The following is a 24,876-nucleotide window of genomic DNA, read 5'->3' as shown; positions in this document are numbered from 1 at the left end:
GTAAGGCGTGTCCTAAAAATTTAATATTAGGGGAGGTACAAAGGATTTGAAAAAGAAATTTAAAGTCAGTTTAGCCGCTCAGATTTTAATCGGTTTGATTTTAGGGATCATTGTTGGTGGTATCTTTTACGGAAACCCCAAAATTGAGACATATCTACAACCATTAGGGGATATATTCTTACATCTTATTAAGATGATTGTTGTACCGATTATTATTTCGACATTAATCGTTGGTGTTGCTGGTACTGGAGATATGAAGCAACTTGGACGATTAGGCGGGAAATCAATAATTTACTTTGAGATTATTACTACAGTTGCAATCGTAGTTGGATTACTTTCTGCAAACATTTTCCAACCTGGTGCAGGTATTAACATGAATGAATTATCTCAAGGGGATATTTCGAAGTATGTATCAACAACTGAGGAAGTACAGCATGAAGGACCATTTGATATCATTGTAGGCATTGTCCCAACAAATATTATTCAGTCAATGGCTGAAGGTAATATGCTAGCAATTATCTTCTTCTCAGTTATTTTCGGTTTAGGGGTTGCTGCAGTAGGTGATCGAGGGAAACCAGTCTTAGACTTCTTCCAAGGGGTAGCAGATGCTATGTTCTGGGTAACAAACCTCGTAATGAAATTCGCTCCACTAGGGGTATTTGGTTTAATTGGTGTAACCGTTTCCAAATATGGGTTTGCTTCACTGGTTCCACTTGCCAAATTGGCAATTCTTGTTTATGCAACCATGCTATTCTTTATCTTTGTCGTTCTTGGACTTGTGGCAAAATTCGCAGGGATCAGCATCTTCTATTTAATTAAAGTATTAAAAGATGAGCTAATTTTAGCCTTCTCAACAGCAAGTTCTGAAGCTGTATTACCACGTGTTATGATGAAAATGGAGAAATTAGGGGCGCCAAAGGATATTGTATCTTTTGTTATACCGACCGGTTACTCTTTTAACTTAGATGGGTCAACACTATATCAAGCCATTGCAGCATTATTTATTGCTCAAATGTACGGTATTCACCTAAGCATTGGTGAACAAATTACGTTAATGCTTGTATTAATGGTTACATCTAAAGGTATTGCAGGTGTTCCAGGGGTATCATTCGTAGTACTTCTAGCAACTTTAGGTACTGTAGGTATTCCACTTGAGGGACTAGCCTTCATTGCTGGTATTGACCGTATTCTTGATATGGGACGTACAGTTGTTAACGTAATTGGTAACTCATTAGCGTCATTAGTAATGGCTAAGTGGGAAGGCCGTTTCGATCGAGAAAAGATGAAAAATTACTTTAATGAAAATGAAAATCTAGCGTAATTTTAAAAAAACCCTCACGATGTTGGATGGCATCGTGAGGGTTTTTTTATTTTGCTAACACTTTATCTAAATAAGCGATAATTGATTCTTTTCCATTGGCATGTGCTTCTTGAGCGCGTTTTTCATCTTTTTCAAGCTTAGCCTCTGCTGCTACAACAATTTTTTCAGCATCCTGTTGTGGCACAACAACTACACCATCCACATCCCCAATAATATAATCACCAGGATGAACCGTAACTCCTCCAATGGCGATCGGTACATTTACTTGACCACCGCCGTTTTTATTGCCTGCTGCTACAGTAGTGCCTAACGAAAATACAGGGAAATTTAATTCACGAATTGCTGCAATATCGCGGACTACGCCATCCACAACAAAACCCTGTACACCTATCCCTTTTGCTAAGGAGATTACAAAATCTCCAGCAACAGCTCGGTTTGTATTTCCTTTTGCATCAATGACTAAAATATCCCCTTCATTTGCAGCCCTAATTGCTTCCAAAACTGCCCCATTTTCACCATCTGGTAAACGTACAGTTACAGCTCGCCCAGCAACTTTAAAATGGTCTGCTAACGGCTTAATATCACTTCGCACATTGGTATGCCCGCCAGTTGCATCTGAAATAGCTGTTGTTGGTAAATGCTGAAAGCTTACTTCCACTTTTGTCATACATAACACCCCTATTATGATTAATGACTTACACTAGTATTGTAAATAAAAAATATATCCTATTTCAATATATCTCGAAAATAGTAGTCATTAGTAGAATTAAATAATTTCAATAAATTGCTTTGATTGCTCGTCTAAGGCTTCAGCAGCAGACGCTATTTCACTAAAGTCTTTCGCTGTGACAGTAATTTGTTCATTTGTTTTATCTATTTTTTCTGCTATTTTTGTAATACTATCAGTCACCTGACCAATTTCTCGCTCAATGCCCTCTACATTATCCTTCACTTCTGAAATAGATTGTTCAACTCTTACAGAAAGCTTGCGTACCTCTTTCGCTACTACATCAAAACCTCTACCATATTCTCCAGCCCTAGCGGCTTCAATAGCTGCATTTAATGCCAATAAATTAGTTTGTGAGGCAATTTCTTGTATAGTCTTGACTATTCCTTTAATAGAATCTGCTTGTTTCTGAAGTTGCACAAGATTACTTACATTTTCATTTGATTCCTTTGAAACTACTTTAATGGTTTCTAGTAGATCTTGGCTATTTTGAATGCCCGCCTCTGAACGCTGGTAAAGCTTATTAGACATGCCCTTCAACTTGTCAGCAACACTAACAATCTCATGTTGCCGTTCAGTGATATTGGTAGCTATTTTGGATACACCTATTACTTTTCTTGTATTATTTGCGAAGACAGGCATATATGTCGCTTCCAGCCAAATTATATTACCTCTAGCATCAATTCTTTCTATTTTGTCCTGATAGCTGTTTCCTGCCGTTAGGTTGCGCCAAAATTTATCGTACTCCATACTATTAATGAAATCAGGCAAACAAAAGTCTTTATGATGTTTTCCTAGCATTTCCTGCACTGTATAGCCCAATGTTTGAGCAAATAGTTCATTGACATACGCCACTCTTCTATCCATATCGAAGCGGATAATGGCTATATTGCGTTCAATAGCCTGTACTACTAAATCATCGGTTACTTGAGCCTCTACACTATGCATAAAGAACACCCCATCCATTACTAATTTTTTACTTAAAATTTAATTATTTTACTTTTATATTACATTAATTATGCCTCAGTGTAATTGCAGCGGATGTTAGTGCACCTGCTGCATCAAGATAAAAAACATGGAGAGAGTTCATCCATGTTTTTTTAATAAACGTAAAATCCCTTCAGAGGTAGCCGCTACACGTAAGAACTTCTTTTGCTCTGCACGTATAAAGCCTTCCTCTAGCATTGTTTTAAAATGCTGTAGAAGTGCATCATAGAATCCATGGACATTATATAAAATGACAGGTTTTGTATGAAGTCCAATCTGAGCCCAAGTAAATACCTCAAAATATTCATCTAAAGTCCCTGCGCCACCTGGCAGAGCAATAAAAGCATCTGCTAACTCGGCCATTTTAGCTTTACGAATATGCATAGAGTCTACGATATGAATTTCTGTTAATGAGGCATGTGCCAATTCACGCTTTTGTAAATGTGTTGGCATCACACCAATCACTTCTCCTCCAGCTGCTAAAACAGCATCGGCCACCTTCCCCATTAGGCCTGTTTTAGAACCACCATAGACAACCCCGTGACCGTTTTTTGCCAGTGCTGTACCAAGCTCAGCCGCTTTCTCTGCATAAATAGGGCTTTTACCCAAACCGGATCCGCAATACACTGCGATTCTTATAATAATCCCTCCTATTCAAAAAACGTGAAACAATCGGCTATATATTGTCTCACGTTTTTTGGTCATTTATTTTACTTTTATTTTCGTAAATGGCTTGTTTGTTTTAGCATATGACTGATACGGCTTACAATTGATTCAATGGCATCAGGATTTTTTAATAAATCATAATCATTAATATCTAAACGTAGAACTGGACAGGAATTAAAATTATTTATCCAATTTTCATAGCGTTCATGCATTTCTATCCAATAATCATTCGGTGTTTGTTGCTCCATTGTACGTCCACGCTCTTGAATACGTCCAATAACTGCATCAATAGGTCCTTCAAGATAGACAAGCAAATCTGGATGTGGGAAATAAGGTGTCATTACCATTGCATCAAACAAATTTGTATAAGTCTCATAATCTGTTGGGCTCATTGTTCCTTTATCATAATGCATCTTAGCAAAAATGCCAGTATCCTCATAAATAGAACGATCTTGTACAAATCCTCCACCATATTCAAAAATACGCTTCTGTTCTTTAAAACGCTCTGCTAAAAAGTAGACCTGTAAATGAAAGCTCCATTTTTCAAAGTCCTCATAAAATTTATCAAGGTATGGATTTGTGTCTACTTTCTCGAACGAGGTACGAAAGTTCAGTGCCTCTGCTAAAGCCTTTGTCATCGTCGATTTTCCTACCCCAACAGTACCAGCAATCGTAATAACCGTTTGTGGTGGAATATCGTACTTCTCTCTTAAATTCATTATTGCAAACTCCTTTGTTGTAACGTATCTTTAATTATTTTTAAAACATGATTTAAATCATTGGGGTTTTTTACAAAATCAAGCTGATCTCCATTAAATCGAATAACTGGAATTTCGGGATGCATGCTCTCAAAATGCTCGATAAAAGAATGATAGTCGGCCACAAGCTGCTCCATGTAATCACGTGAAATCATCTTTTCAAACTCTCGCCCTCGCATGGCGATACGCTTCATTAATGTCTCAACGCTGGCATGTAAATAAACCACTACATTTGGAACAGGCATGTCTTTCGTTAAAATTCTATAGATCTCCTCATACTTCTCGTATTCAGTTGGTGCCAATGTACGCTTCGCAAATATTAAATTTTTAAAAATATGATAGTCTGCTACAACAGGTTTGGCATGTGCTAAACGAAATTTTTTAATATCGGTTAGTTGCTTATAGCGATTACAAAGGAAGAACATTTCCGTTTGGAAACTCCACTCCTCAATGTTTTCATAAAACTTATTTAAAAAAGGGTTTTCGTCTACAATTTCTTTTAATAGATGGTAATTAAATGTCGCTGCTATCTCTTTCGATAAAGAGGTTTTACCAACACCAATCGGACCTTCTACCGTAACAAATGGAACCGTCACCAGAAGCTCCTCCTTTTGTTCTATGGATTCGATCATTGTGTCCTACCTAAAATGAATCAGTACCTTTCATTTTATCATAGTAGGAAAATGAAAAACAGAATCAACCTATTGTTCTAGTAAATTTACTTGGGGTATTCTTCTCATGATGACATAGAAAAAAGACATCGAGAATCTACTTCCCGATGCCTTTATACCTATTTATAATTTCACTCGTTGTAAACGAAGTGCATTTAATACGACCGAAACTGAACTAAAGGCCATTGCTGCGCCTGCTACCCATGGAGCAAGCAGACCGAGTGCAGCAATTGGAATACCTAATGTATTATAAGCAAATGCCCAAAATAGATTTTGTTTAATATTACGCATTGTTTTTCTACTCATTAGAATGGCATCCGCGATACTATTTAAATCTCCACGAATAAGCGTAATATCTGCAGCTTCCATTGCCACATCTGTCCCTGTACCAATTGCCATCCCAATATTCGCTGTTGCTAAGGCAGGTGCGTCATTAATACCATCACCAACCATCGCTACTTTTTTCCCTTGGGCTTGAAGTTTTTTCACTTCATCAGCTTTACCTTCTGGTAAGACTTCTGCAATAACATGATTCACGCCTACCTCTGTTCCAATTGCTTGAGCAGTACGCTCGTTATCACCAGTCATCATGATGACCGTAATACCCATATCCTGTAAACGACGAATAGCTTCTTTTGATGTATCTTTCACGGTATCAGCCACAGCTACTAAACCTGCATATTGCCCATTGATGGCTGCCAACATGGCTGTCTTACCGTTTCGTTCTAGTTGCTCCATTGTTGGTAATATATCATTAATACGAATACCATATTGTTGCATTAATTTACGTGTGCCAATGATAACACCTTGACCTGAGACAGTTGCCTGCACACCATAACCCGGTATTGCTTCAAAGAATTGAACGTCACCTAAAGCTATGCCGCGTTTTTCTATGCCTTGAACAATGGCTTCTGCTAGTGGATGCTCTGACTGCTTCTCTGCTGCCCCGATTAAGGATAAAAAGCGTGCTTCATCTTGCTCTGGCGCTAACAGTACATCTGTAAGCTCAGGTTTTCCATGTGTCACTGTTCCTGTTTTATCTACAACAACTGTATCTATGCCTTGTGTTTGCTCTAAATGTTCTCCACCTTTAAATAAAATACCAAACTCAGCTGCACGTCCAGAACCTGCCATTATTGAAGTTGGTGTTGCTAACCCAAGTGCACATGGACAAGCAATGACAAGAACTGCGATTAATACCTCTAAAGCAGGTGTAAATTCCCCTGGATGGACCCAAATAATCCAAATTAAAAAGGTTACAATGGCTATGCCAACAACAATAGGTACGAAAATCCCCGAAATCTGATCTGCTAAACGTTGAATAGGTGCTTTCGATCCTTGAGCATCTTCGACCACTTTAATAATTTGTGCTAATGCTGTATCACGTCCAACCTTTGTTGCAGTCATTTTAATAAAACCATTTTTGTTAATAGTTGAGCCAAATAATAGATCACCTTGCTTTTTATCAACTGGTAGACTTTCTCCTGTTAGCATCGATTCATCAACAGCTGTTGTCCCCTCTATTACCTCACCATCTACAGGAATTTTTTCACCTGGTTTCACTAAAATAACATCGCCAATGATAACTTCTTCTAATGGGACCTCCTTTTCTATACCGTCACGTACAACGATAGCTGTCTTTGCCTGAAGTCCCATTAGTTTTTTTATGGCTTCAGATGAACGTCCTTTTGCCTTTGCCTCAAATAATTTACCTAATAAAATAAGTGTAATTAATACAGCACTCGTTTCAAAATAAAGATGTGGTCCATGATGTGATCCTATCGTTACAATCGCTTGATAGACACTATAGAAATAGGCCGCTGATGTCCCCATAACAACAAGCACATCCATATTTGCACTACCATTGCGTAATGCTTTATATGCCCCTACATAAAATTGTTTACCAATAATAAATTGCACTGGCGTAGCCAATACCATTTGGACCCATGGATTCATTAGAAATTCTGGAACATATAAAAATGACGTAAAGGAAAAATGACCAACCATCGTCCAAAGCAGTGGTAAAGAAAGTATAGCTGATAAAATAAATTTATGTTGTTGCTGTTTGATAGCTTTTTCACGATGATCCACTGTTTCCTGCTCATCTGCCTTTTGATGTGCCCCATAGCCTAGCTTTTCAACTTTTGTAATGATATCTGCGATGGATACTTCCGAAGGATTAAACTCAATCATCGCTTTTTCCAGTGCTAAGTTGACATTAGCAGAGGAAATACCACTTAGTTTATTTAGCCCTTTTTCAATGCGAGTCGCACAGGCTGCACATGTCATACCTGTAATATCAAGTTCAGCTTTTTGTTTAACAACACCATAGCCAAGTGCTTCTATTTTCTTTTCAAAATCTGCTTCACTTAGTTTAGTTGGGTCATATTTAATAGATGATTTTTCTAGTGCTAAATTTACTGTTGCATGTTCTACACCATCCATTTTATTTAAACCTTTTTCTATACGAGTGGCACAGGCTGCACATGTCATACCCGTAATTTGCAAATTAGCTTCTTTACTAGCAGAACTCATTTACCATTCACCTCTCCTTATACCAACAGGGGGTATATAATTTTGAAAATAAGAGAGTGCTACTGGAGCACTCTACAAATTTTATTTTACTTCATAGCCTTGATCATCAATTGTCTCTTTAATTTGATCAAGTGACACTTGTGCATCGTCAAATGCAATATCCACTAAACCATCTGCTAAATTAACTTTTACTTGTTCAACACCAGCTAGAGCACCAACACTTTTTTCCACAGCATTTACACAATGACCACATGACATTCCTTGTACGTTTAATGTTACGTTTTGCATAATTAAATCTCTCCTTTTGTATGTTTTCAATCTATTTTTTCATTAACTTTTGAATCGTTATGACTAACTCATCTAATACTGCTTCATCGCCTTCTGATAGACGATCCACAACACAGCCCTTTAAATGACCTTCTAATAATATTTTTGCCACACTATTTAATGCAGATTGTGTAGCTGATAGTTGCGTAATAATATCATCACAGTAAACGTCTTTATCAATCATTCCCTTAATACCACGAATCTGACCTTCAATTCGATTTAAGCGAGTTGTTAAATCCTTTTTCACACGCTCAGGGTGATGACTTTTTCGGCAAGACGTAGCTTCCTCTGTATGACAAGCATCCTCTTTTACTGTCTCCTCCATTCACTACACCTCCTATTTGTAATTATCATACTATACCCAAGAAGGGTATGCAAATCATAAAAAATTTTATTTATCATCATGATGATGTTCATGGTCATTTTCTAATTTACATAAAATAGAATTATCATGTCGATGTAAGGATGTTTCTAATTGAATTGTTGCATGCTTAATGCCCTTATGTTGAAGATTATGTTCAATTTTCCGCAAGATATGCTCACTCTCAGCTATTTTCAATTGATCATTGACAACCGCATGACAGGATAATGCATTCGTTCCACTAGTAATTGTCCAGATGTGTAAATCGTGGATACTTTCTATTCCATCAGTCTGTTCTATTAACTGAATAATCTCCTGAACATCTACATTTGAAGGTGTCCCCTCCATTAAGACATGAATGGAGGCTTTTGTGACATGGTAGCCACTTCGTACGACCAATAATGCAACAATAACGCTCGCAAGAGGATCTGCCCAGCCCCAGCCAAAAAACATAATTAATAGTGCCGCAACAATAGCGCCTACAGACCCTAGCATATCACTTAGTACATGTAAAAATGCTCCGCGCATATTTAAATTATCCTTTGTATCACTTCCACGCATCATAATCCAGGCAACTAAAATGTTAACGAACAAACCAATTATACTAATAATAAGCATTCCAGTTGTAGCTACTTCTGGTGGGTTTGTAAATCGTTCAATTGCTTCATAGAAAATAAATAATGCGATTCCTATTAATGTAATACCATTCAGTACTGCAGCTAAAATCTCAAATCGTTTATAGCCGTATGTTTTACTATAGCTTGCAGCTTTTTCCCCAAACATAAAAGCTAACATCGCTATACCTAAAGAGATAGAGTCACTTAACATATGCCCTGCATCTGATAAAAGAGCCAAACTATTTGTTAAAAGGCCACCAATGGCTTCCACTACCATATACCCTGTAATAATAATAAACGACAGTAATAATACCTTTTTATTTGCACCATGTGTATGATCATGGCCATGGTCGTGTTGATGTCCCATTGTTATTCCCCCATTTCATTTTAGTTATGAGCCGCATGCTCAATGGCCTGCTTCAATAAATTCATAATGTGATCATCGTCCTTAGAATAATATAAGGTTGTTCCCTCTCTCCTAAATTTCACCAATCTTAAATTTTTAAGAAAGCGTAATTGGTGGGAAACGGTTGATTGGCCTAAATCTAAAATTTCTGCAATATCATTAACAGAATGTTCATCTGAACAAAGTAAGTTTAAAATACGAATTCGTGTTGGATCACTCAATGCTTTAAAAGTCTGAGATACTACAAATAATGTCTCTTCATCTAAATGCTGATCAATATTTTTTTGCATTTCTGAACTGTTTAATTTTTCATCCATAGAAGTTTACCCCATTCTTCAATATTTATATATGAGCATGTGTTCATATATAAATATATATGGATATATAAGGAATGTCAACAAGTATTTATGCTTCAACATATTACAGGGGAAGCGTTTACGCATGGCTGCGATGATTATAGATGAATATAACATCCGAAAAGAAGTTAACAGTAGCAATTACCAATTCAGCACGCTACACTACTGTTAAGGAGAGATATGAGTGGATATTTTTGACGCAGATCGTTTATTTATGAAACAAGCCTTAGAGGAAGCTCAACAGGCTGCCTTACTTGGGGAAGTACCAATTGGTGCAGTACTTGTTTATGAAGGAAAAATCATTGCACGTGCGCATAATTTAAGAGAAACAACGCAAAATGCTACAACACATGCGGAGTTGTTAGTGATTCAAGAAGCCTGCAAAAAAATAGGGAGTTGGCGACTGGAGAATACTACTCTTTATGTTACATTGGAGCCTTGTCCAATGTGTGCAGGGGCCATTCTCCAATCACGTGTACCTCGAGTTGTTTATGGGGCAAGAGATCAAAAAGCTGGCTGTGTAGATTCTCTTTACCGTTTATTAAATGATGAACGCTTTAATCATGAATGTGATGTAACAGAAGGGATTTTAGCCGAGGAATGTGGTCAAATTTTAACAGACTTTTTTAAGGCATTAAGAGATCGTAAAAAAGCTGAGAAAAAAGCACGATTAGCTTCCAACGATATAAATGGTCATTAAGGAAGGTGCCTCCTCATGAGACACCTTCCTTTTATATTTAAGGGAATAGTGATATATATGAAATGTGTCGTAGCAGCGACCATCTTCATCTAATTTATTGAGCTTGAATAGTGGATTGTGTAAAAACACATTCTCCTTCGATATATGTAGCGAATGGTTTTACATGCATAAGCTGGTTATGTGAAAGCGTCAGCAAATCGTCTGTTAGTACAACAAAATTAGCTTCATAGCCCTCTTTTAACTGACCAACGTTCTCCATACGAATCATCGTCTTGGCATCAACTGTGTATAGCTGTAATGCCTCCTCTACAGAGATTTTTTCTGAGGCGCCTAAATCTGTGCCATCATAGGCTCTTCGTGTAACAGCTGCTTGTATCGTCACAAAGGGATTAGCCGCTTCTGCCCATGATGTAGCAGGCGCATCTGAAGAGAGCGCTGTCGCAATACCCCTCTGTAGAAATGTTTGTACACCATACAATGTCTGTGTTTTTTCAAGCCCTAGATTCTCTAAATAACTCTCAATTTCACAAAATAAGAAGATGGGTTGTGGCACAAAGCCTATCCCCCATTCAGCAGCTTTTTGCAAGGCACTTTTAGATGGCATGGCTGCATGCTCAATACGAACAGACGGTGCATCTGTTAACCAAGCCTTTTCCTCATAAAATGTGTCGACAATTAGATCAATGGCTCTGTCCCCCATTGCATGAACCACTAATTGAATACCATATTCTTTTGCTACCGCAGCCGCCGCTAGCAGCTCCTCTTTCGAAGTCATCGCTATGCCTTTTTCATCACTTCCCAAAAATGGCTCAGAAACAAGTGCTGTACGGCCTGAAACACTACCATCTGAAAATAGCTTGATACCTCCGATATAGGCTCCTGCAGAACGATCAATAGTATTTGCTGTTAACAGCTCATATCGTTGAATATCCTCCCAGATATAATAAGCTGCTACGCGTTGCTTAAAGCCTTTCTCTCGTGCTTTACGATACAGGCCTAAATAATCAATTGGTGCTACAGTGGCCATTAGTTCTGTAATACTTGTTACACCATAGGATGCCAAAGTTTGTGATAGCCTTAGCAGCCTTTTGACAATCTCTTCTTCAGAGGGTGTAGGTAAATGCTGTAGTACTAAATTACGTGCATTTTCACGCAGTACGCCTGTAGGTTCTCCATCTTCATCCCGATCGATTTGTCCACCCTGTGGATCAAGCGTATCCTTCGTAATACCTGCGATTGCTAATGCTTTACTATTGACCGATAAGATATGACCACATGTACGCATAACAATGACAGGTAACTCTGTAGAGACACGGTCTAAGTCCTCTTTTAAAGGCGCTCTTCTTTCCTTTAGTTTCCCTTCATCATAGCCCCAGCCTAATAGCCATCCCCGCTGACTTGCATCATAATTTGCTAGTGCATTAATTATATCCTCAATAGAATAAATATATGGAGGTAAACAAGCCAATTGTTCCAAAACATCCGCTAACATGATCGGATGCATATGAGCGTCAATTATCCCAGGAATAACGACCTTTCCTTGTACATCTATTATTTCTCCATGATAGGGAGGTAAATCTTCTTGTTGTCCAATCCAAAGTACAGTTCCTCCTTCAATTACCATAGCCGTCGCTGATGGCTGATTAGTATCTGCCGTATAAATCTTTGCGTTACAAATAATTTTCATCATTTTTCAACTCCTATTTCTTCCATACCAAAAGTAGATTTTTCAGGATCTTCTGCTTTCAGCACCTTATGCAAAATAGTACCGATAATAAAGCCAACAATAGATGGCATAATCCAAGCAAATCCACTAGACTGCAATGGTAAATGCATGACCAACTGTGTCACACCAGGTATTGTAATTTCATAGCTAGCAAATGTTTCAACGACACTTACTAGAAATGCAAATAGTACCGTTCCTTTATAGGCTCCTGCATTCGGTACAAAACGATCACAGGCTCCCAGTAGCACAAGTACAATAATGACTGGATAAATTACCAAGAAAATCGGCAATGTAATTTCGACGATAGCACCTACACCTAAGGAGCCAATAGTTGCGCCTACTACACACATAATAAAGACCCACATTCTATAGCCAAGTTTCTCTTTTGTTAGTTCATTTAAAAACTGTGATGATATGACCATGACGCCAATCGCTGATGTTAAGCAGGCAAAAACAACACATATAGCTAGTAACGCTTTCCCCAAATTACCAATGACACTAAAGGCAATGCCCGCTAATAGTTCTGTATCACTGCCAGGATTGGTGATGATACCACTACTTGTAGCCCCTAAATAAAGTAGGCCACCATATACTGCAATTAACCCTATTGCAGCAATAGCCATTCCACCAAGCGCGACCTTTTTAGATTGTTTCCCTTTATAGCCATAGCCAACTATTGCTGCTAAAAAGATTGGAGCACAAAGAATACCTGTTCCCACATCTCCTGTTTGATAGGCTGCTATTATGGAGTTGGCAAAAACCCTTTCTGCTCCTGTATTAATTGCCCCTCCTATTGGGTCTAGTACTCCTTTACCAATGAGGATGATAAGGATAAGAACAAGAACAGGCGTCAACCATTTCCCAATCTTATCGATAACATTTGATTGGTCCATCGCAAAATAAAAGCAAATCGCGAAAAATGCTAATACTGACACAATTAAAGGGACGCTCGGAATAATTTGGGATACCCCTAATTCATGAGTTGTCGCTGACATCCTCGGTATTGTGACAACCATCCCAATACAAACCATCATGACCGTATTAAAGGCTTTATAAAACCAATTTCCAATTGGTCTTGTGAGCGCTTCCACAGTTCCCCCAGTATTATAAATTGCATACACCGCAAGCACAGGTAAAATAACACCCGTTAAGCTAAAGCCCATCAAAGCGGAAATCCAAGATTCCCCTGCACTATTTCCTATGGATGGCGGAAATATTAAATTCCCAGCACCAAAAAATATAGCGAATAAGGCTAGCCCCACGATTATCGTATGCTGTATAACTTTAGACATATCCTCAACCCCTTTATAATCGTTTACAGAAGATTTATCTAAATAATAAAAAATTTAAGAACACGAAAAAAGGAGATAAATTTTTATCCCCTTTTTGTAAAATTTTTTTTACAACAATTCATATTTTAAACACTTATATTTTAGTAATTGACGAGAAATACCTAAACGTCTAGCTGTTTCCGCTAATCGGCCATCCGTTTCACGCAACTTTTCCGCTATTATTAGACGCTCGTAGGCTTCCGTTAAATCTCTTAAATGTCCAGATTGGTTGTTTTGCATGATCGATTGAGTTGAATGTTGAACATTTTTTTTAATCCTCTCTGGAACATGTTCAACAAGTATTTCATCTCCAAGCAAATTAATATATGCCGTTTCAAGGGCATTTTTTAGTTCTCGTACATTCCCCGGCCAATGATAGGCATAAAATAATTGAATTACTTCATTACGATAGCTTACATTTTTCTGTAGTGTATGTTCATTGTAAAATTGTATATAAAAATCAAGGATAAGTGGAATATCTTCCTTCCTTAATCTTAGCGGTGGCAAATCAATTTGGAGAACATTTAAGCGATAAAATAAATCCTCACGTAGCCTTTTTTCAGCTAATAGTTTATCTACATCTTCATTGACAGTAGTAATATACCGTATATCTAAGGGCTCACCATTTAACACTTTTATATCTACCGCATGTAAAAGTTTCGCCTGCAAAGAGATATCCAATAAATTAAGGTGGTCAATGAATAACGTCCCACCATTAGCCTCCTGTAACTTTCCACTTTTTGCTTCATTGTCCGAGCCATATAGCTGAGTAAATATATTATCCTCTGTTAATGTTGAGCAGTTCAAAGTAATAAACGGCTTTGTATAGCGTTCACTTTCATTGTGTATGCCTTGTGCGATAATATCTTTCCCAGTTCCAGTTTCCCCAGTTAGTAAAACTGGTGCACTTTTTTGAGCACTACGACGTGCCTTTTCAAGTTGAGTTTTCATTTCGGCGTTTGTCGTAATGTAATCCTCCAAACGGTAGGTCGTATGATTATCTCGATATAATTTATGTCCCAGGAAATTATCTAAGTATTTAATTTGCTTAGTTTCATAAAAATGTTTTGAAAATTCAATGGCACCAATGACTTTTCCATGCTCCATAATGGGATAGGTCGAACTCAGTGATAAATAACTAAATCCGTTTAATGTTGTAAGTTGTTGTTCATAGTATAAAACTGGCTGCCCTGTTTGTATGACTTGAAAGACAGTACTTGTCTCAGGTGATAAATTTTGATAATTATCAGTCACAGTGCTTTGAAAAAATTCATCTGGTGTTAAGCCGATTTCCAATAATATATTTAAATCTGCTAAGTCATAAAAGATTGCACAGCCTTTATCATCTGTAATTAAAACATTATCAAATTCACTGAAAGCCTGTGCAAATTGTTGCAATTCCATGAATTTCTCCCCCTTGTCCCCATGAATATTACCCATTATAACGAATTTTCAAAAATTATGAGAGATTTCAATTTTTGCAACACAAAAAAGCTATTTTAGAACATCCATAAAGGAATTGTCTAAAATAGCTTTATCTGTTGTTTATTTTGGTGCGATTACTTCTTTACCGCCCATATAAGGTCTTAAAACTTCAGGAAGTACTACGCTGCCATCAGATTGTTGGTAGTTTTCTAGAATAGCAGCAACTGTACGGCCAATGGCAAGACCTGAACCGTTTAATGTGTGCACATATTCTGGTTTAGCATTTGGCTCACGACGGAAGCGGATATTTGCTCGTCGTGCCTGAAAATCCTCAAAGTTAGAGCAAGAAGAAATTTCACGGTACATGTTTTGTGCAGGAATCCAAACTTCTAAATCATATTTTTTCGCTGCAGTAAAACCTAAATCAGCTGTACACATTTTTAACTTACGATATGGTAAGCCTAATAATTGTAATACTTTTTCTGCATGACTTGTTAATAGCTCTAATTGTTCGTATGACTCCTCTGGTTTTACAAAACGTACTAATTCTACTTTATTGAACTGGTGTTGACGAATTAAACCACGTGTATCACGGCCTGCTGAACCCGCTTCTGAACGGAAGCACGCACTATACGCTGCAAAGCCTTGTGGTAAAGCTTCAGCCGGTAAAATCTCATCTCGATAGAAGTTCGTTACTGGTACTTCTGCAGTTGGAATCATGAAATAATCTGTTTCCTCTAATTTGAATACATCTTCCTCAAATTTCGGAAGTTGCCCTGTACCTGTTAGGCTATCACGATTAACAATGACAGGTGGTAGCATTTCCTCGTAACCATGCTCCTCTGCATGTAAATCCATCATGAATGACATTAATGCCCTTTCTAAACGAGCACCAAGACCACGATAGAATAAGAAACGGCTACCTGTTACTTTCGCGCCGCGTTCAAAGTCTACAATTTTTAAATCCGTAGCAAGGTCCCAGTGTGCTTTAATATCAAAATCAAATGTCGGAATTTCACCCCATGTATATTCCTCAACATTGTCGTCCTCTGTTGTGCCTACTGGTACAGATTCATGTGGGATGTTTGGTAAACGCATCATCATATCTTTAAAGCGTTCTTCCACATCATTTAATTGTACATCTAATTCTTTAATTTCATCGCCAACCTGACGCATACGAGCAATGACTTCATCAGCATTTTCTTTGTTACGTTTCATAACTGAGATTTGTTCAGATACTTTATTGCGTTCCGCTTTTAATTCTTCTGTTTTGGCAATTAATTCACGACGTTTTGCATCTAAGTCTTCAAAGTCATCTAAATTTCCCAAGTCCTCATTACGTGTTAATAACATCTCTTTAATTTCCGTGAAATTCTCACGTACGCGTTTAATATCTAACATCTTCATACCTCCAATAGTTTCTTCATGATGGAAAATTGTTGCAGCGAAATGAACACAAAAAAGCCCTCGTCCCTAAAAAGGGACGAGAGCTACCCGCGTTGCCACCCTAATTGACTAGACATACTTCTGCCTAATCCACTTATTTCATAACGGCATTTCAGCCGGCTACAGCCTACTTCATTCACTTCGACTGTGCAACTCCAGGACGGATTCACAAGTGCTTTTATCAGCTTCCACCAACCGCTGACTCTCTAAAAAAAACGTGCTTGCTACTACTTCCCATCATCGTGTTCAGTTATTTAAAATTTAACCATACTGTACTATATGAAAACAAATTTTGCAAGTCATACCATAGAGGATACAAAATATTCAATAATTCGTGTATCCTCTGTTAATTCGGGATGAAACGAACAACCCAATAAATGGCCATCTTGTGCCAAGATTATTTTCCCTTCATGTTGTGCAAGAATTTCAACACCTTTACCTACCGCTTCAATATGAGGTGCACGAATAAATACCGCTGGAATCCCTATACCTACTTTAGGAATATCTAGTTGTACTTCGAAGCTATCCACCTGACGTCCATATGAGTTTCTTGCTACAGTCACGTCCATCACAGCCAAATGTGGTTCATCTTCAATTAGATCCTTGGCTAATAAAATTAATCCCGCACATGTACCAAGCATCGGTAATCCTTGCTGTGCAAGTCCACGAATTGGCTCCAGTAGATCAAATCGATCCAGCAATTTTCTCATTGTTGTGCTTTCTCCACCTGGTAACACAAGTCCATCTAGGTTTCCTAAATCCTTTCTTTGTTTTACTTGAATTGCTTCGCAACCAAGAGCCTCTAACATTTGTATATGCTCACGAACTGCTCCTTGTAATGCTAATACACCAATTCGCTTCATGCTACCAACCTCGCTCTTGCATACGCTCGTTGTGTCCAAGCTGTGCAATATCAATCCCCTTCATTGGCACGCCGAGCTCTTTTGATATTTCCGCAATAAGCTTATAGTCTTTATAATGAGTAGTCGCCTCTACAATGGCACGTGCAAATTTTTCTGGCTTCTCAGATTTAAAAATACCTGAACCAACGAAAACGCCATCAGCTCCAAGTTCCATCATTAAGGCTGCATCAGCAGGCGTCGCCACTCCTCCTGCTGCGAAGTTTACTACTGGTAAACGACCAAGACGTTTAATTTCTCTTAATAACTCGAAAGGAGCTCCTAGTAATTTCGCCTCTGTCATTAATTCATCCTCTGTCATTCCTACGACTTTACGAACCTGTGCATTTACTTTACGAATATGGCGAACTGCCTCCACAATATTCCCTGTTCCTGGTTCACCTTTTGTCCGTAACATCGAGGCACCTTCCCCGATACGACGGGCTGCCTCCCCTAAATCACGACAGCCACACACAAACGGTACTGTGTATTCACTTTTTAATAAATGGTATTCTTCATCTGCTGGTGTTAAAACTTCACTTTCATCAATATAATCAACACCCATTGCTTCTAAAACACGTGCTTCAACAATATGACCTATACGTGCTTTGGCCATCACAGGAATAGTTACAGCTCCCATTACTTCCTCAACAATCCGAGGATCGGCCATGCGTGCAACGCCACCTGCTTTCCGAATATCTGAAGGTACTCTTTCTAATGCCATAACTGCTACAGCACCTGCAGCTTCTGCAATTTTTGCTTGCTCTGCATTAATGACATCCATAATGACGCCGCCTTTTTGCATTTCTGCCATTCCACGTTTTACTAGCTCTGTACCTGTTCGTTTCATTTTCTAACCTCCACCTTTATGATGAAGTTTAGTATAATAGAAATTGACCATATCAAAATATCCAGTTTTTAAAATATTTATAGGGTCAGGAGGTTCCAGATCATGGATATGCTTTTATTCCAGCTTGAAAGGGATAGTGATAAACCGCTTTATGATCAGCTTTATAACGGTATTAAAGAAGCTATTATTTCTAAGAAAATAACTGTAGGAGAAAAACTGCCTTCAAAAAGAAAATTAGCTGATTTTTTAAACATTTCCCAAACAACAATTGAAATTGCCTATGCTCAGCTATTAGCTGAAGGCTATATTATGTCCAAATCACGTATTGGCTATTTTGTAGAAGAAATAGATGAACTGCCTTACATTCAACAAGATACTATGGCGTCCATTAATGAATATCCTAAGAAAAAGTCTTACAAAATCGATTTTAATCCTGGATCTATTGATATCGATGCTTTTCCATTTCAAACATGGAGAAAGTATGCAAAAGAGCTTTTTGACGATACCTCAAAGGAGCTATTATTAACAGGGGAACCACAAGGTGAACTGCCTTTACGCACAGAGATTGCTAATTATTTATATCAATCCCGTGGTGTTGTATGCCACCCTGAACAAATTGTTATTGGTTCAGGGACGGAGCAGCTCCTCCCTATGATTCTCCGTCTTTTTAGTGAGGACACCAGCTTTGCATTAGAAAACCCAGGATACCCTGCCGTCCATCGAATGTTTTCCCAGCATAAACGAAAAGTTTACCCAATTGCAGTTGATGAAGAGGGCATAATTATTCATGATCTTGAAAAAACAGATGCTAATGTTGTGTATATTACACCCTCACATCAGTTCCCAACTGGAGCTGTATTATCTGCTACAAGACGAGCACAGGCTTTAAATTGGGCGGCACAAAGCACATCTAGTTATATTATTGAGGATGATTATGATTCGGAATTTCGTTATGCTGGAAAACCAATTCCTGCCCTACACGCATTAGATCGAAACGATAAAGTTATTTACATGAGTACTTTTACCAAATCTTTAATGCCATCCTTGCGAGTAGCTTATTTTGTACTTCCACCTAAGCTACTTGCTACTTATAACGATGTCTTTAATTATTACTCATCAACTGTGCCTCGTTTTGATCAGCATATTGTGGCAAATTTTATGGGTGATGGGCATTTTGCAAAGCATCTCAATCGTATGCGTAAAATTTATCGTAAAAAACATGATAAACTAACTTCTATTTTAGAAAAATATTCATCATCCATTAACATTACTGGTGAACAAGCGGGTATGCATATTTTATTAGAGGTTGAACACACATTCTCAGAAAAACAATTACAACAGCTCGCCTCTCAAGCAGAGATCGGTATTTATCCATTATCAGCCTATAGACTAGATGATTATGAATCTTCACAAGCTCAATTTTTATTAGGTTTTGGAGGGATTCCTGTACAAGCAATCGAATCATCCATTGAGCAGTTGATGGATTGCTGGAGTATACAAAAAAACGCCCCATCTATGTAGATGGGGCGTTTTATATTAAGTCTCAATTAATTGAATTTGATAATGCTCAAACCAAGTATGAATTTGCCCTAGATAAGCTAAAAGCTGGGGACCTGCCATTAATTGCCCATACCATGGAACCTTAAAAGAGCTACCTCCCGATTCAATTAACTCCGCAAGCTTTTGTCGTTCAAATAGTTCATGCAAAATTGAATTTTTATCATGCAGAATTTCCTTCAACCATTTTTGCACTCCTGCTGTATAGACAGGATGATATGTTTTGGGATAAGGATTTTTTTTACGATATAACACTTCATTCGGCAATAGATGTGCCATTGATTTTCGAAGTAATCCTTTTTCTATTCCATCCAAATTCTTCATTTCCCACGGAATATTCCAGGCATATTCTACAAGCCGATGATCTGCAAAAGGGACACGTACCTCTAAACTTGCCCCCATACTCATACGATCCTTCCGCTCTAATAATGTTTGCATAAACCATAGCATATTTAAGTAGGACATTTCGCGATGCTTTGCCTCTGCTAGACCTTCTCCATCTAACAAAGGAACTTCAGCTATTGTTTGTGTATATAGTTGTTGTGCATAGGATTCAATTTTTAATTTTTTGTTCCACTTCTCTTGGAGTAATGCACTTCTTTCAGACAATGAACGGATCCAAGGGAAACCAGTAATCCTATCTTTAAACCATGGATAACCACCAAAAATTTCATCTGCACACTCTCCTGATAGCGCTACAGTAAATTCCCTTTTTATTTCACGACAAAACCATAATAACGAAGAATCTACATCTGCCATACCTGGAGAATCGCGAACGATGACCGATTCCACTAATAAATCAATTAACTGTTGCTGAGTGATCTCCTCTGCGTGATGAGCTGTCTTGAAAGTTTCTGTCATTTTTTGAATCCAGTACGTATCTGTGGAGGTCTGGAAAGAATGTGGGTTAAAGAATCGCTCATTATCTTCATAATCAATAGAATACGTATGCAACTGATGGCTTTGCTGTTGGAATCTATTTGCTGCAATGCCGGTGATAATACTGGAATCTAGTCCTCCTGAAAGAAACGTACAAATGGGTACATCTGAAACTAGCTGACGTTCTATAGCATCCGTTAACAAAAAACGAACATGTTCAATTGTTTCTCCTAATGTTTCTTCATGTCTACGACTTTGTAGCTGCCAATACGGCCACTTTCTTAAACCTTCTTCTCTAGAGAATCGCATAGCATAGCCAGGCCGTAATTCTTTAATATTTTGAAAAAGGGTTTTACCTGGCTCTCTAGAAGGCCCTACAGCCATCATACTTGCCAACCCTTCAACATTTACACATGCTTGAACCGTGGGGTGTGCTAGCAGAGCCTTCACCTCCGATGCAAAAAGTACACCTTCTTGTTGCTCTGTATAATACAAGGGCTTTACGCCTAGTCGGTCTCGACACAAAAATAAAGACTGTGTTTGCTCATCCCAAACACCGAAGGCAAAAATACCATTTAGAAATTCTACACACTGCTCTTTCCATTCAATATAGGCAGTTAATAGTACTTCAGTATCTGATTGTGTTGTAAAACTGTGCCCTCTTTTTTGAAGTTCCTTACGTAGCTCTTCTGTATTGTAAAGTTCGCCATTATATGTAATGACATAGTTCAAACCATCATGGATTTTTTTCATTGGTTGTTTACCACCGATTAAATCAATAACAGCTAACCGTCGATGGCCAAATGCAATATGCTCACTACACCAAATATTTTCATCATCTGGCCCTCTCTTATTTAATGTTTGCGTCATCGATTTTAATATTGTGTCACTTGTTCTTAAATCCTTTTGAAAACTAGCCCAGCCTGTAATGCCACACATTTAGCCACATCCTTTCGCCTATTAGCGTATGCTGTAGCGTGTAAAAATGTGAAAAAGCACATGAATGCTTAAGTACATTCATGTGCTCTTATTTAAATATTAAAACAATCCACCAACAAAGTCTGTAATGCCTCCCCATAAATTACCGAAGAAGTTACCTACACCTTGGAAGAACAATGAGATACCGCTAGCACGCTCTACAGCCTCTGTTGTGACAACATCGGATGAAATATCCTTGCCATCGATAAAGCCGTAATCTGTGCCTTCTGTGCGTTCAATAACGACCTTTCCTACAACAGTGTCTTTTTTAACATCTGCCTCTAAACTCTTTTTATCTAAAACCAATGTAGGTTTATATAAGTCTTTATCAGAAGACTTAATCATAAATGAAATTGGTTCTTTTACTGCAATCGATACTTTGTCTTCTTTACCTTTTGTTACTTTAACTGTTTTTTGATTTTTGAATGTATAGTTCCCTGGTAAAATTTCCTGCTTTGAGAATTGTGAAAAGCCGTAGTTAAATAATTTCGCTGTGGCATCAAAGCGAGCTTCATATGAACCTTGTCCATTTGCATCAACAGCCTTCATTACAACTGCAATCAAACGAGTACCATTGCGCTCTGCAGTACCTGTGAAGCAGTGACCTGCAAAGTTTGTTGTACCTGTCTTTAATCCATCTACACCTTGATATTCATACACTAATCCCGGTAACATAAAGTTCCAGTTAGACATTTTAATTGCATCTTCTGTCCCTTCACGGAATGTCTTTTTTGCAATTTTAGATGTCTCTAATACCTTTGGGTGATCCTTTAATAAATGATACGCTAATTTAGCTACAGATTTTGCAGGCATTACATTTTCATCTTCTGGGCCTGTGCCTGATGGATGCATACCAAATAAATCAGCATTATTAAGACCAGTAGCGTTGACAAATTTATAGCCCTCTAAACCAAGTTCTTCTGCTTTTTTATTCATTAACTTTAAAAATTCAGTTTCAGAACCTGCGATCGTTTCAGCAATGGCTACGGTTGCTGCATTTGCTGAATAGATTGCCATTGCCTCGTATAGCTCACGAATCGTATAAGTGCCATCTCTACGTAAAGGTACATTACTTAATGCACGATTTTGAGACATACGATACGTATAATCTGTTACGTGATATTCTTGATCCCACTTAACTGTCCCTGCATCAATCGCGTCCAATAACAGGTATTCAGTCATCATCTTTGTCATACTTGCAATACCTAGTGAAGTATCTGCATTTTGTTCAAATAAAATTTTTCCTGAATCTGCATCAATTAAAATCGCAGCATCCACTGTTAATCCTAAATCTGTTTCCGCATTAGCCTTTGCAGGAATACCTGCAAAAATACTAAATAATAAAACAGGAATTAGGAGTAAGCGTAATACGGTGTTCATTTTCTTTTTCACCTTTAAAGCCCTCCAAAAAATAATCTTGTCCTCGACATTTTATCATAGATAACAACAAACGTGTTGACTCTCTACCATAAAAAAATGCTCTCGCGCCATCTTTGTAGACGATGCGAAAGCATAAAAGTTGCAAGTAATATATTACATGGAATAGTTTGGTGATTCTTTTGTAATCTGTACATCATGTGGATGTGATTCACGTAGACCAGCACCTGTCATTCTAACAAATTGTGCATTCTCGCGTAGGTGTTCAAGATGTGGAGCTCCACAATAACCCATACCAGCGCGAATACCACCAATCAGTTGGTAGATTGTATCAGCTAATGGTCCTTTATAAGGAAGGCGGCCTTCAATACCTTCAGGTACTAATTTTTTTGCATCCTCTTGGAAGTAACGATCTTTAGAACCTTTTTCCATTGCGCCGATAGAACCCATACCACGATAAACTTTAAAACGACGTCCTTGGAAGATTTCTGTTTCTCCCGGAGATTCAGATGTACCTGCTAGAAGGGAACCAAGCATTACAACGTTGCCTCCAGCTGCTAGTGCTTTTACGATATCACCAGAGTATTTAATACCACCATCTGCAATTATTGTTTTACCTAGCTCACGAGCTACTGTAGCACAATCATATACTGCTGTAATTTGTGGGACACCTACACCTGCTACAACACGTGTAGTACAAATAGAACCAGGACCGATACCTACTTTAACAACATCTGCTCCTGCTTCAAATAATGCACGTGCGCCTTCTCCTGTAGCAACATTACCAGCGATGATTTCTAGCTCAGGGTAAGTCTCACGGATTGAACGAATTGTTTGTAATACGCCTTCTGAATGACCGTGGGCTGTATCGATTACAACAATGTCAACTTGTGCTTCTACAAGCTTCTCAATACGTACCATCGTATCCTTTGATACACCAACAGCCGCGCCTACTAGTAAACGGCCATGTGTATCTTTCGCAGCATTCGGGAATTCAATCACTTTCTCGATATCCTTAATTGTAATAAGTCCAGTTAATCTACCTTCTTCATCTACAATTGGAAGCTTTTCGATTTTATATTGTTGAAGAATTTTTTCAGCATCCTCTAAAGTCGTTCCAACTGGTGCTGTAATCAAATCTTCTTTCGTCATTACATCTTCAATTTTTAAAGAGTAGTCAGAGATAAAACGTAAATCTCGGTTTGTAATAATCCCTACTAGCTTTTGATTTTCCATACTATCAACAATAGGAACACCAGAGATTCGGTATTTACCCATTAGATGCTCAGCATCGAAAACTTGATGTGTCGGAGTTAAGAAGAATGGGTTTGTAATAACACCATTTTCAGAACGTTTTACTTTTTCTACCTGTTCAGCTTGCTCATCAATTCCCATGTTTTTATGGATAATACCGATACCGCCTTGACGTGCCATAGCAATCGCCATTTTAGACTCTGTAACTGTATCCATACCTGCGCTGACCATTGGGATGTTTAATTTAATCTTAGGTGTTAATTGAACAGATAAATCAACATCTTTCGGTAGTACTTCGGAATGAGCTGGTACTAATAATACATCATCAAAAGTTAAACCTTCTTTGGCAAATTTAGTCTCCCACATTTTCGTAACTTCCTCCTATAGTTAAAAGAATATTAATTGTAAGATTAACAACGTGGACTGCTACTGTCAAGGAACTTATAAAAGAAAGACAATTCAGATTTTTAACAAATAACAATTAAGATAAACAATACAAATAATTAACTACATTTTTGAGGCATTTATTTGCATTATTTAAATTCAAAAAACACATTTGATCAAACTCTTTGGTAAAGTTAAAAGTTATCAAGACAAAGTAAAAAAACAGTCAGCGCACAGCTGACTGTTTTGTTGCCTAGCGATGTCCTACTCTCACAGGGGGAAGCCCCCAACTACCATCGGCGCTAAAGAGCTTAACTTCCGTGTTCGGTATGGGAACG

22 protein-coding genes, 1 rRNA gene and 1 other annotated feature are annotated in these 24,876 nt (G+C 38.0%); of the genes, 3 read left to right on the top strand and 20 right to left on the bottom strand.

The features are described from left to right. Window positions 1-46 precede the first annotated feature (46 nt). Window positions 47-1,321: a cation:dicarboxylate symporter family transporter gene (locus HCH28_RS24625; protein WP_221683471.1), complete on the top strand. Its 1,275-nt coding sequence runs from the start codon at window positions 47-49 to the stop codon at window positions 1,319-1,321. Window positions 1,322-1,367: 46 nt separating this feature from the next. Here the strand turns inward: HCH28_RS24625 and HCH28_RS24620 are convergent, their stop codons facing one another. The 10 genes from HCH28_RS24620 to HCH28_RS24575 all read right to left on the bottom strand — a co-directional run bounded on the left by HCH28_RS24620 (window position 1,368) and on the right by HCH28_RS24575 (window position 9,693). After that, window positions 1,368-1,988: an RraA family protein gene (locus HCH28_RS24620; RefSeq protein WP_221683469.1), complete on the bottom strand. Its 621-nt coding sequence runs from the start codon at window positions 1,986-1,988 to the stop codon at window positions 1,368-1,370. A 99-nt stretch (window positions 1,989-2,087) separates the two neighbouring features. Beyond that, the gene (locus HCH28_RS25330) at window positions 2,088-2,996 is read right to left on the bottom strand and encodes a methyl-accepting chemotaxis protein (RefSeq protein WP_221683467.1); all 909 of its coding nucleotides are present in this window, start codon (window positions 2,994-2,996) and stop codon (window positions 2,088-2,090) included. 138 nt (window positions 2,997-3,134) lie between these two features. Further along, on the bottom strand, window positions 3,135-3,662 hold the full coding sequence (locus HCH28_RS24610) for an LOG family protein (RefSeq protein ID WP_004233967.1): 528 nt from the start codon (window positions 3,660-3,662) through the stop codon (window positions 3,135-3,137). 89 nt (window positions 3,663-3,751) lie between these two features. Beyond that, window positions 3,752-4,420 carry a deoxynucleoside kinase gene (locus HCH28_RS24605; protein WP_004233968.1) on the bottom strand — a complete coding sequence of 223 codons (669 nt, stop codon included), beginning with the start codon at window positions 4,418-4,420 and terminating at the stop codon, window positions 3,752-3,754. Next, window positions 4,420-5,055 (bottom strand): deoxynucleoside kinase, encoded by a 636-nt coding sequence (locus HCH28_RS24600; RefSeq protein ID WP_004233969.1) that lies wholly within the window; start codon window positions 5,053-5,055, stop codon window positions 4,420-4,422. Before HCH28_RS24600 ends, HCH28_RS24605 begins: the two co-directional genes overlap by 1 nt. A 198-nt stretch (window positions 5,056-5,253) precedes the next feature. After that, window positions 5,254-7,665, bottom strand: coding sequence for a heavy metal translocating P-type ATPase (locus HCH28_RS24595; protein WP_221683465.1), 2,412 nt, complete (start codon window positions 7,663-7,665; stop codon window positions 5,254-5,256). A gap of 81 nt (window positions 7,666-7,746) precedes the next feature. After that, window positions 7,747-7,953: a copper chaperone CopZ gene (gene copZ / locus HCH28_RS24590; RefSeq protein WP_221683463.1), complete on the bottom strand. Its 207-nt coding sequence runs from the start codon at window positions 7,951-7,953 to the stop codon at window positions 7,747-7,749. Between the two features lie 31 nt (window positions 7,954-7,984). Continuing rightward, complete coding sequence (locus HCH28_RS24585) at window positions 7,985-8,317, bottom strand: metal-sensing transcriptional repressor (protein WP_004233976.1); 333 nt, start codon at window positions 8,315-8,317, stop codon at window positions 7,985-7,987. Window positions 8,318-8,383: 66 nt separating this feature from the next. Continuing rightward, window positions 8,384-9,337, bottom strand: a complete 954-nt coding sequence (locus HCH28_RS24580) for a cation diffusion facilitator family transporter (protein WP_221683462.1) — start codon at window positions 9,335-9,337, stop codon at window positions 8,384-8,386. Window positions 9,338-9,357: 20 nt separating this feature from the next. Then, window positions 9,358-9,693 (bottom strand): ArsR/SmtB family transcription factor, encoded by a 336-nt coding sequence (locus HCH28_RS24575; RefSeq protein WP_016995255.1) that lies wholly within the window; start codon window positions 9,691-9,693, stop codon window positions 9,358-9,360. Window positions 9,694-9,916: 223 nt separating this feature from the next. Here HCH28_RS24575 and tadA point away from each other — a divergent pair, with 223 nt between their 5' ends. After that, window positions 9,917-10,432 carry a tRNA adenosine(34) deaminase TadA gene (gene tadA, locus HCH28_RS24570; protein WP_221683461.1) on the top strand — a complete coding sequence of 172 codons (516 nt, stop codon included), beginning with the start codon at window positions 9,917-9,919 and terminating at the stop codon, window positions 10,430-10,432. Window positions 10,433-10,526: 94 nt separating this feature from the next. Here tadA and HCH28_RS24565 read toward each other — a convergent pair whose 3' ends face one another. The 6 genes from HCH28_RS24565 to pdxS form a co-directional block, all read right to left on the bottom strand. Beyond that, entirely contained in the window at window positions 10,527-12,122 is a 1,596-nt protein-coding gene (locus tag HCH28_RS24565; RefSeq protein ID WP_221683460.1) for an amidohydrolase, read from the bottom strand. Continuing rightward, window positions 12,119-13,450, bottom strand: a complete 1,332-nt coding sequence (gene brnQ, locus HCH28_RS24560) for a branched-chain amino acid transport system II carrier protein (protein ID WP_221683459.1) — start codon at window positions 13,448-13,450, stop codon at window positions 12,119-12,121. Before brnQ ends, HCH28_RS24565 begins: the two co-directional genes overlap by 4 nt. 108 nt (window positions 13,451-13,558) lie before the next feature. After that, window positions 13,559-14,893, bottom strand: a complete 1,335-nt coding sequence (locus tag HCH28_RS24555) for a sigma 54-interacting transcriptional regulator (RefSeq protein WP_221683458.1) — start codon at window positions 14,891-14,893, stop codon at window positions 13,559-13,561. A 141-nt stretch (window positions 14,894-15,034) separates the two neighbouring features. After that, complete coding sequence (serS, locus tag HCH28_RS24550) at window positions 15,035-16,315, bottom strand: serine--tRNA ligase (RefSeq protein WP_221683456.1); 1,281 nt, start codon at window positions 16,313-16,315, stop codon at window positions 15,035-15,037. A 75-nt stretch (window positions 16,316-16,390) separates the two neighbouring features. Continuing rightward, window positions 16,391-16,610: a binding site (T-box leader), on the bottom strand. A 49-nt stretch (window positions 16,611-16,659) separates the two neighbouring features. Then, a complete protein-coding gene (pdxT, locus tag HCH28_RS24545) occupies window positions 16,660-17,223 on the bottom strand; it encodes a pyridoxal 5'-phosphate synthase glutaminase subunit PdxT (protein WP_221683455.1) in 564 nt (187 codons plus the stop codon). 1 nt (window position 17,224) lies between these two features. Then, on the bottom strand, window positions 17,225-18,109 hold the full coding sequence (pdxS, locus tag HCH28_RS24540; protein WP_221683454.1) for a pyridoxal 5'-phosphate synthase lyase subunit PdxS: 885 nt from the start codon (window positions 18,107-18,109) through the stop codon (window positions 17,225-17,227). Window positions 18,110-18,211: 102 nt separating this feature from the next. Between pdxS and pdxR the strand changes: the two genes are divergently transcribed. Then, window positions 18,212-19,630 (top strand): MocR-like pyridoxine biosynthesis transcription factor PdxR, encoded by a 1,419-nt coding sequence (gene pdxR, locus HCH28_RS24535; protein WP_221683453.1) that lies wholly within the window; start codon window positions 18,212-18,214, stop codon window positions 19,628-19,630. Window positions 19,631-19,645: 15 nt separating this feature from the next. Here pdxR and asnB read toward each other — a convergent pair whose 3' ends face one another. The 4 genes from asnB to rrf form a co-directional block, all read right to left on the bottom strand. Then, window positions 19,646-21,484 carry an asparagine synthase (glutamine-hydrolyzing) gene (gene asnB / locus HCH28_RS24530; RefSeq protein WP_221683451.1) on the bottom strand — a complete coding sequence of 613 codons (1,839 nt, stop codon included), beginning with the start codon at window positions 21,482-21,484 and terminating at the stop codon, window positions 19,646-19,648. Between the two features lie 99 nt (window positions 21,485-21,583). Then, the gene (locus HCH28_RS24525) at window positions 21,584-22,915 is read right to left on the bottom strand and encodes a D-alanyl-D-alanine carboxypeptidase family protein (RefSeq protein WP_274771091.1); all 1,332 of its coding nucleotides are present in this window, start codon (window positions 22,913-22,915) and stop codon (window positions 21,584-21,586) included. A 141-nt stretch (window positions 22,916-23,056) separates the two neighbouring features. Further along, the gene (guaB, locus tag HCH28_RS24520) at window positions 23,057-24,520 is read right to left on the bottom strand and encodes an IMP dehydrogenase (protein WP_004233999.1); all 1,464 of its coding nucleotides are present in this window, start codon (window positions 24,518-24,520) and stop codon (window positions 23,057-23,059) included. Between the two features lie 269 nt (window positions 24,521-24,789). Then, window positions 24,790-24,876 (bottom strand): 5S ribosomal RNA (gene rrf, locus HCH28_RS24515); the annotation flags it as partial.

This window comes from Lysinibacillus sp. K60 (assembly GCF_019731275.1).
Lineage (GTDB): Bacteria > Bacillota > Bacilli > Bacillales_A > Planococcaceae > Lysinibacillus > Lysinibacillus capsici.
Note: the sequence above shows the minus strand (reverse complement) of the source record. Positions and strands in the feature narration are given on the sequence as shown.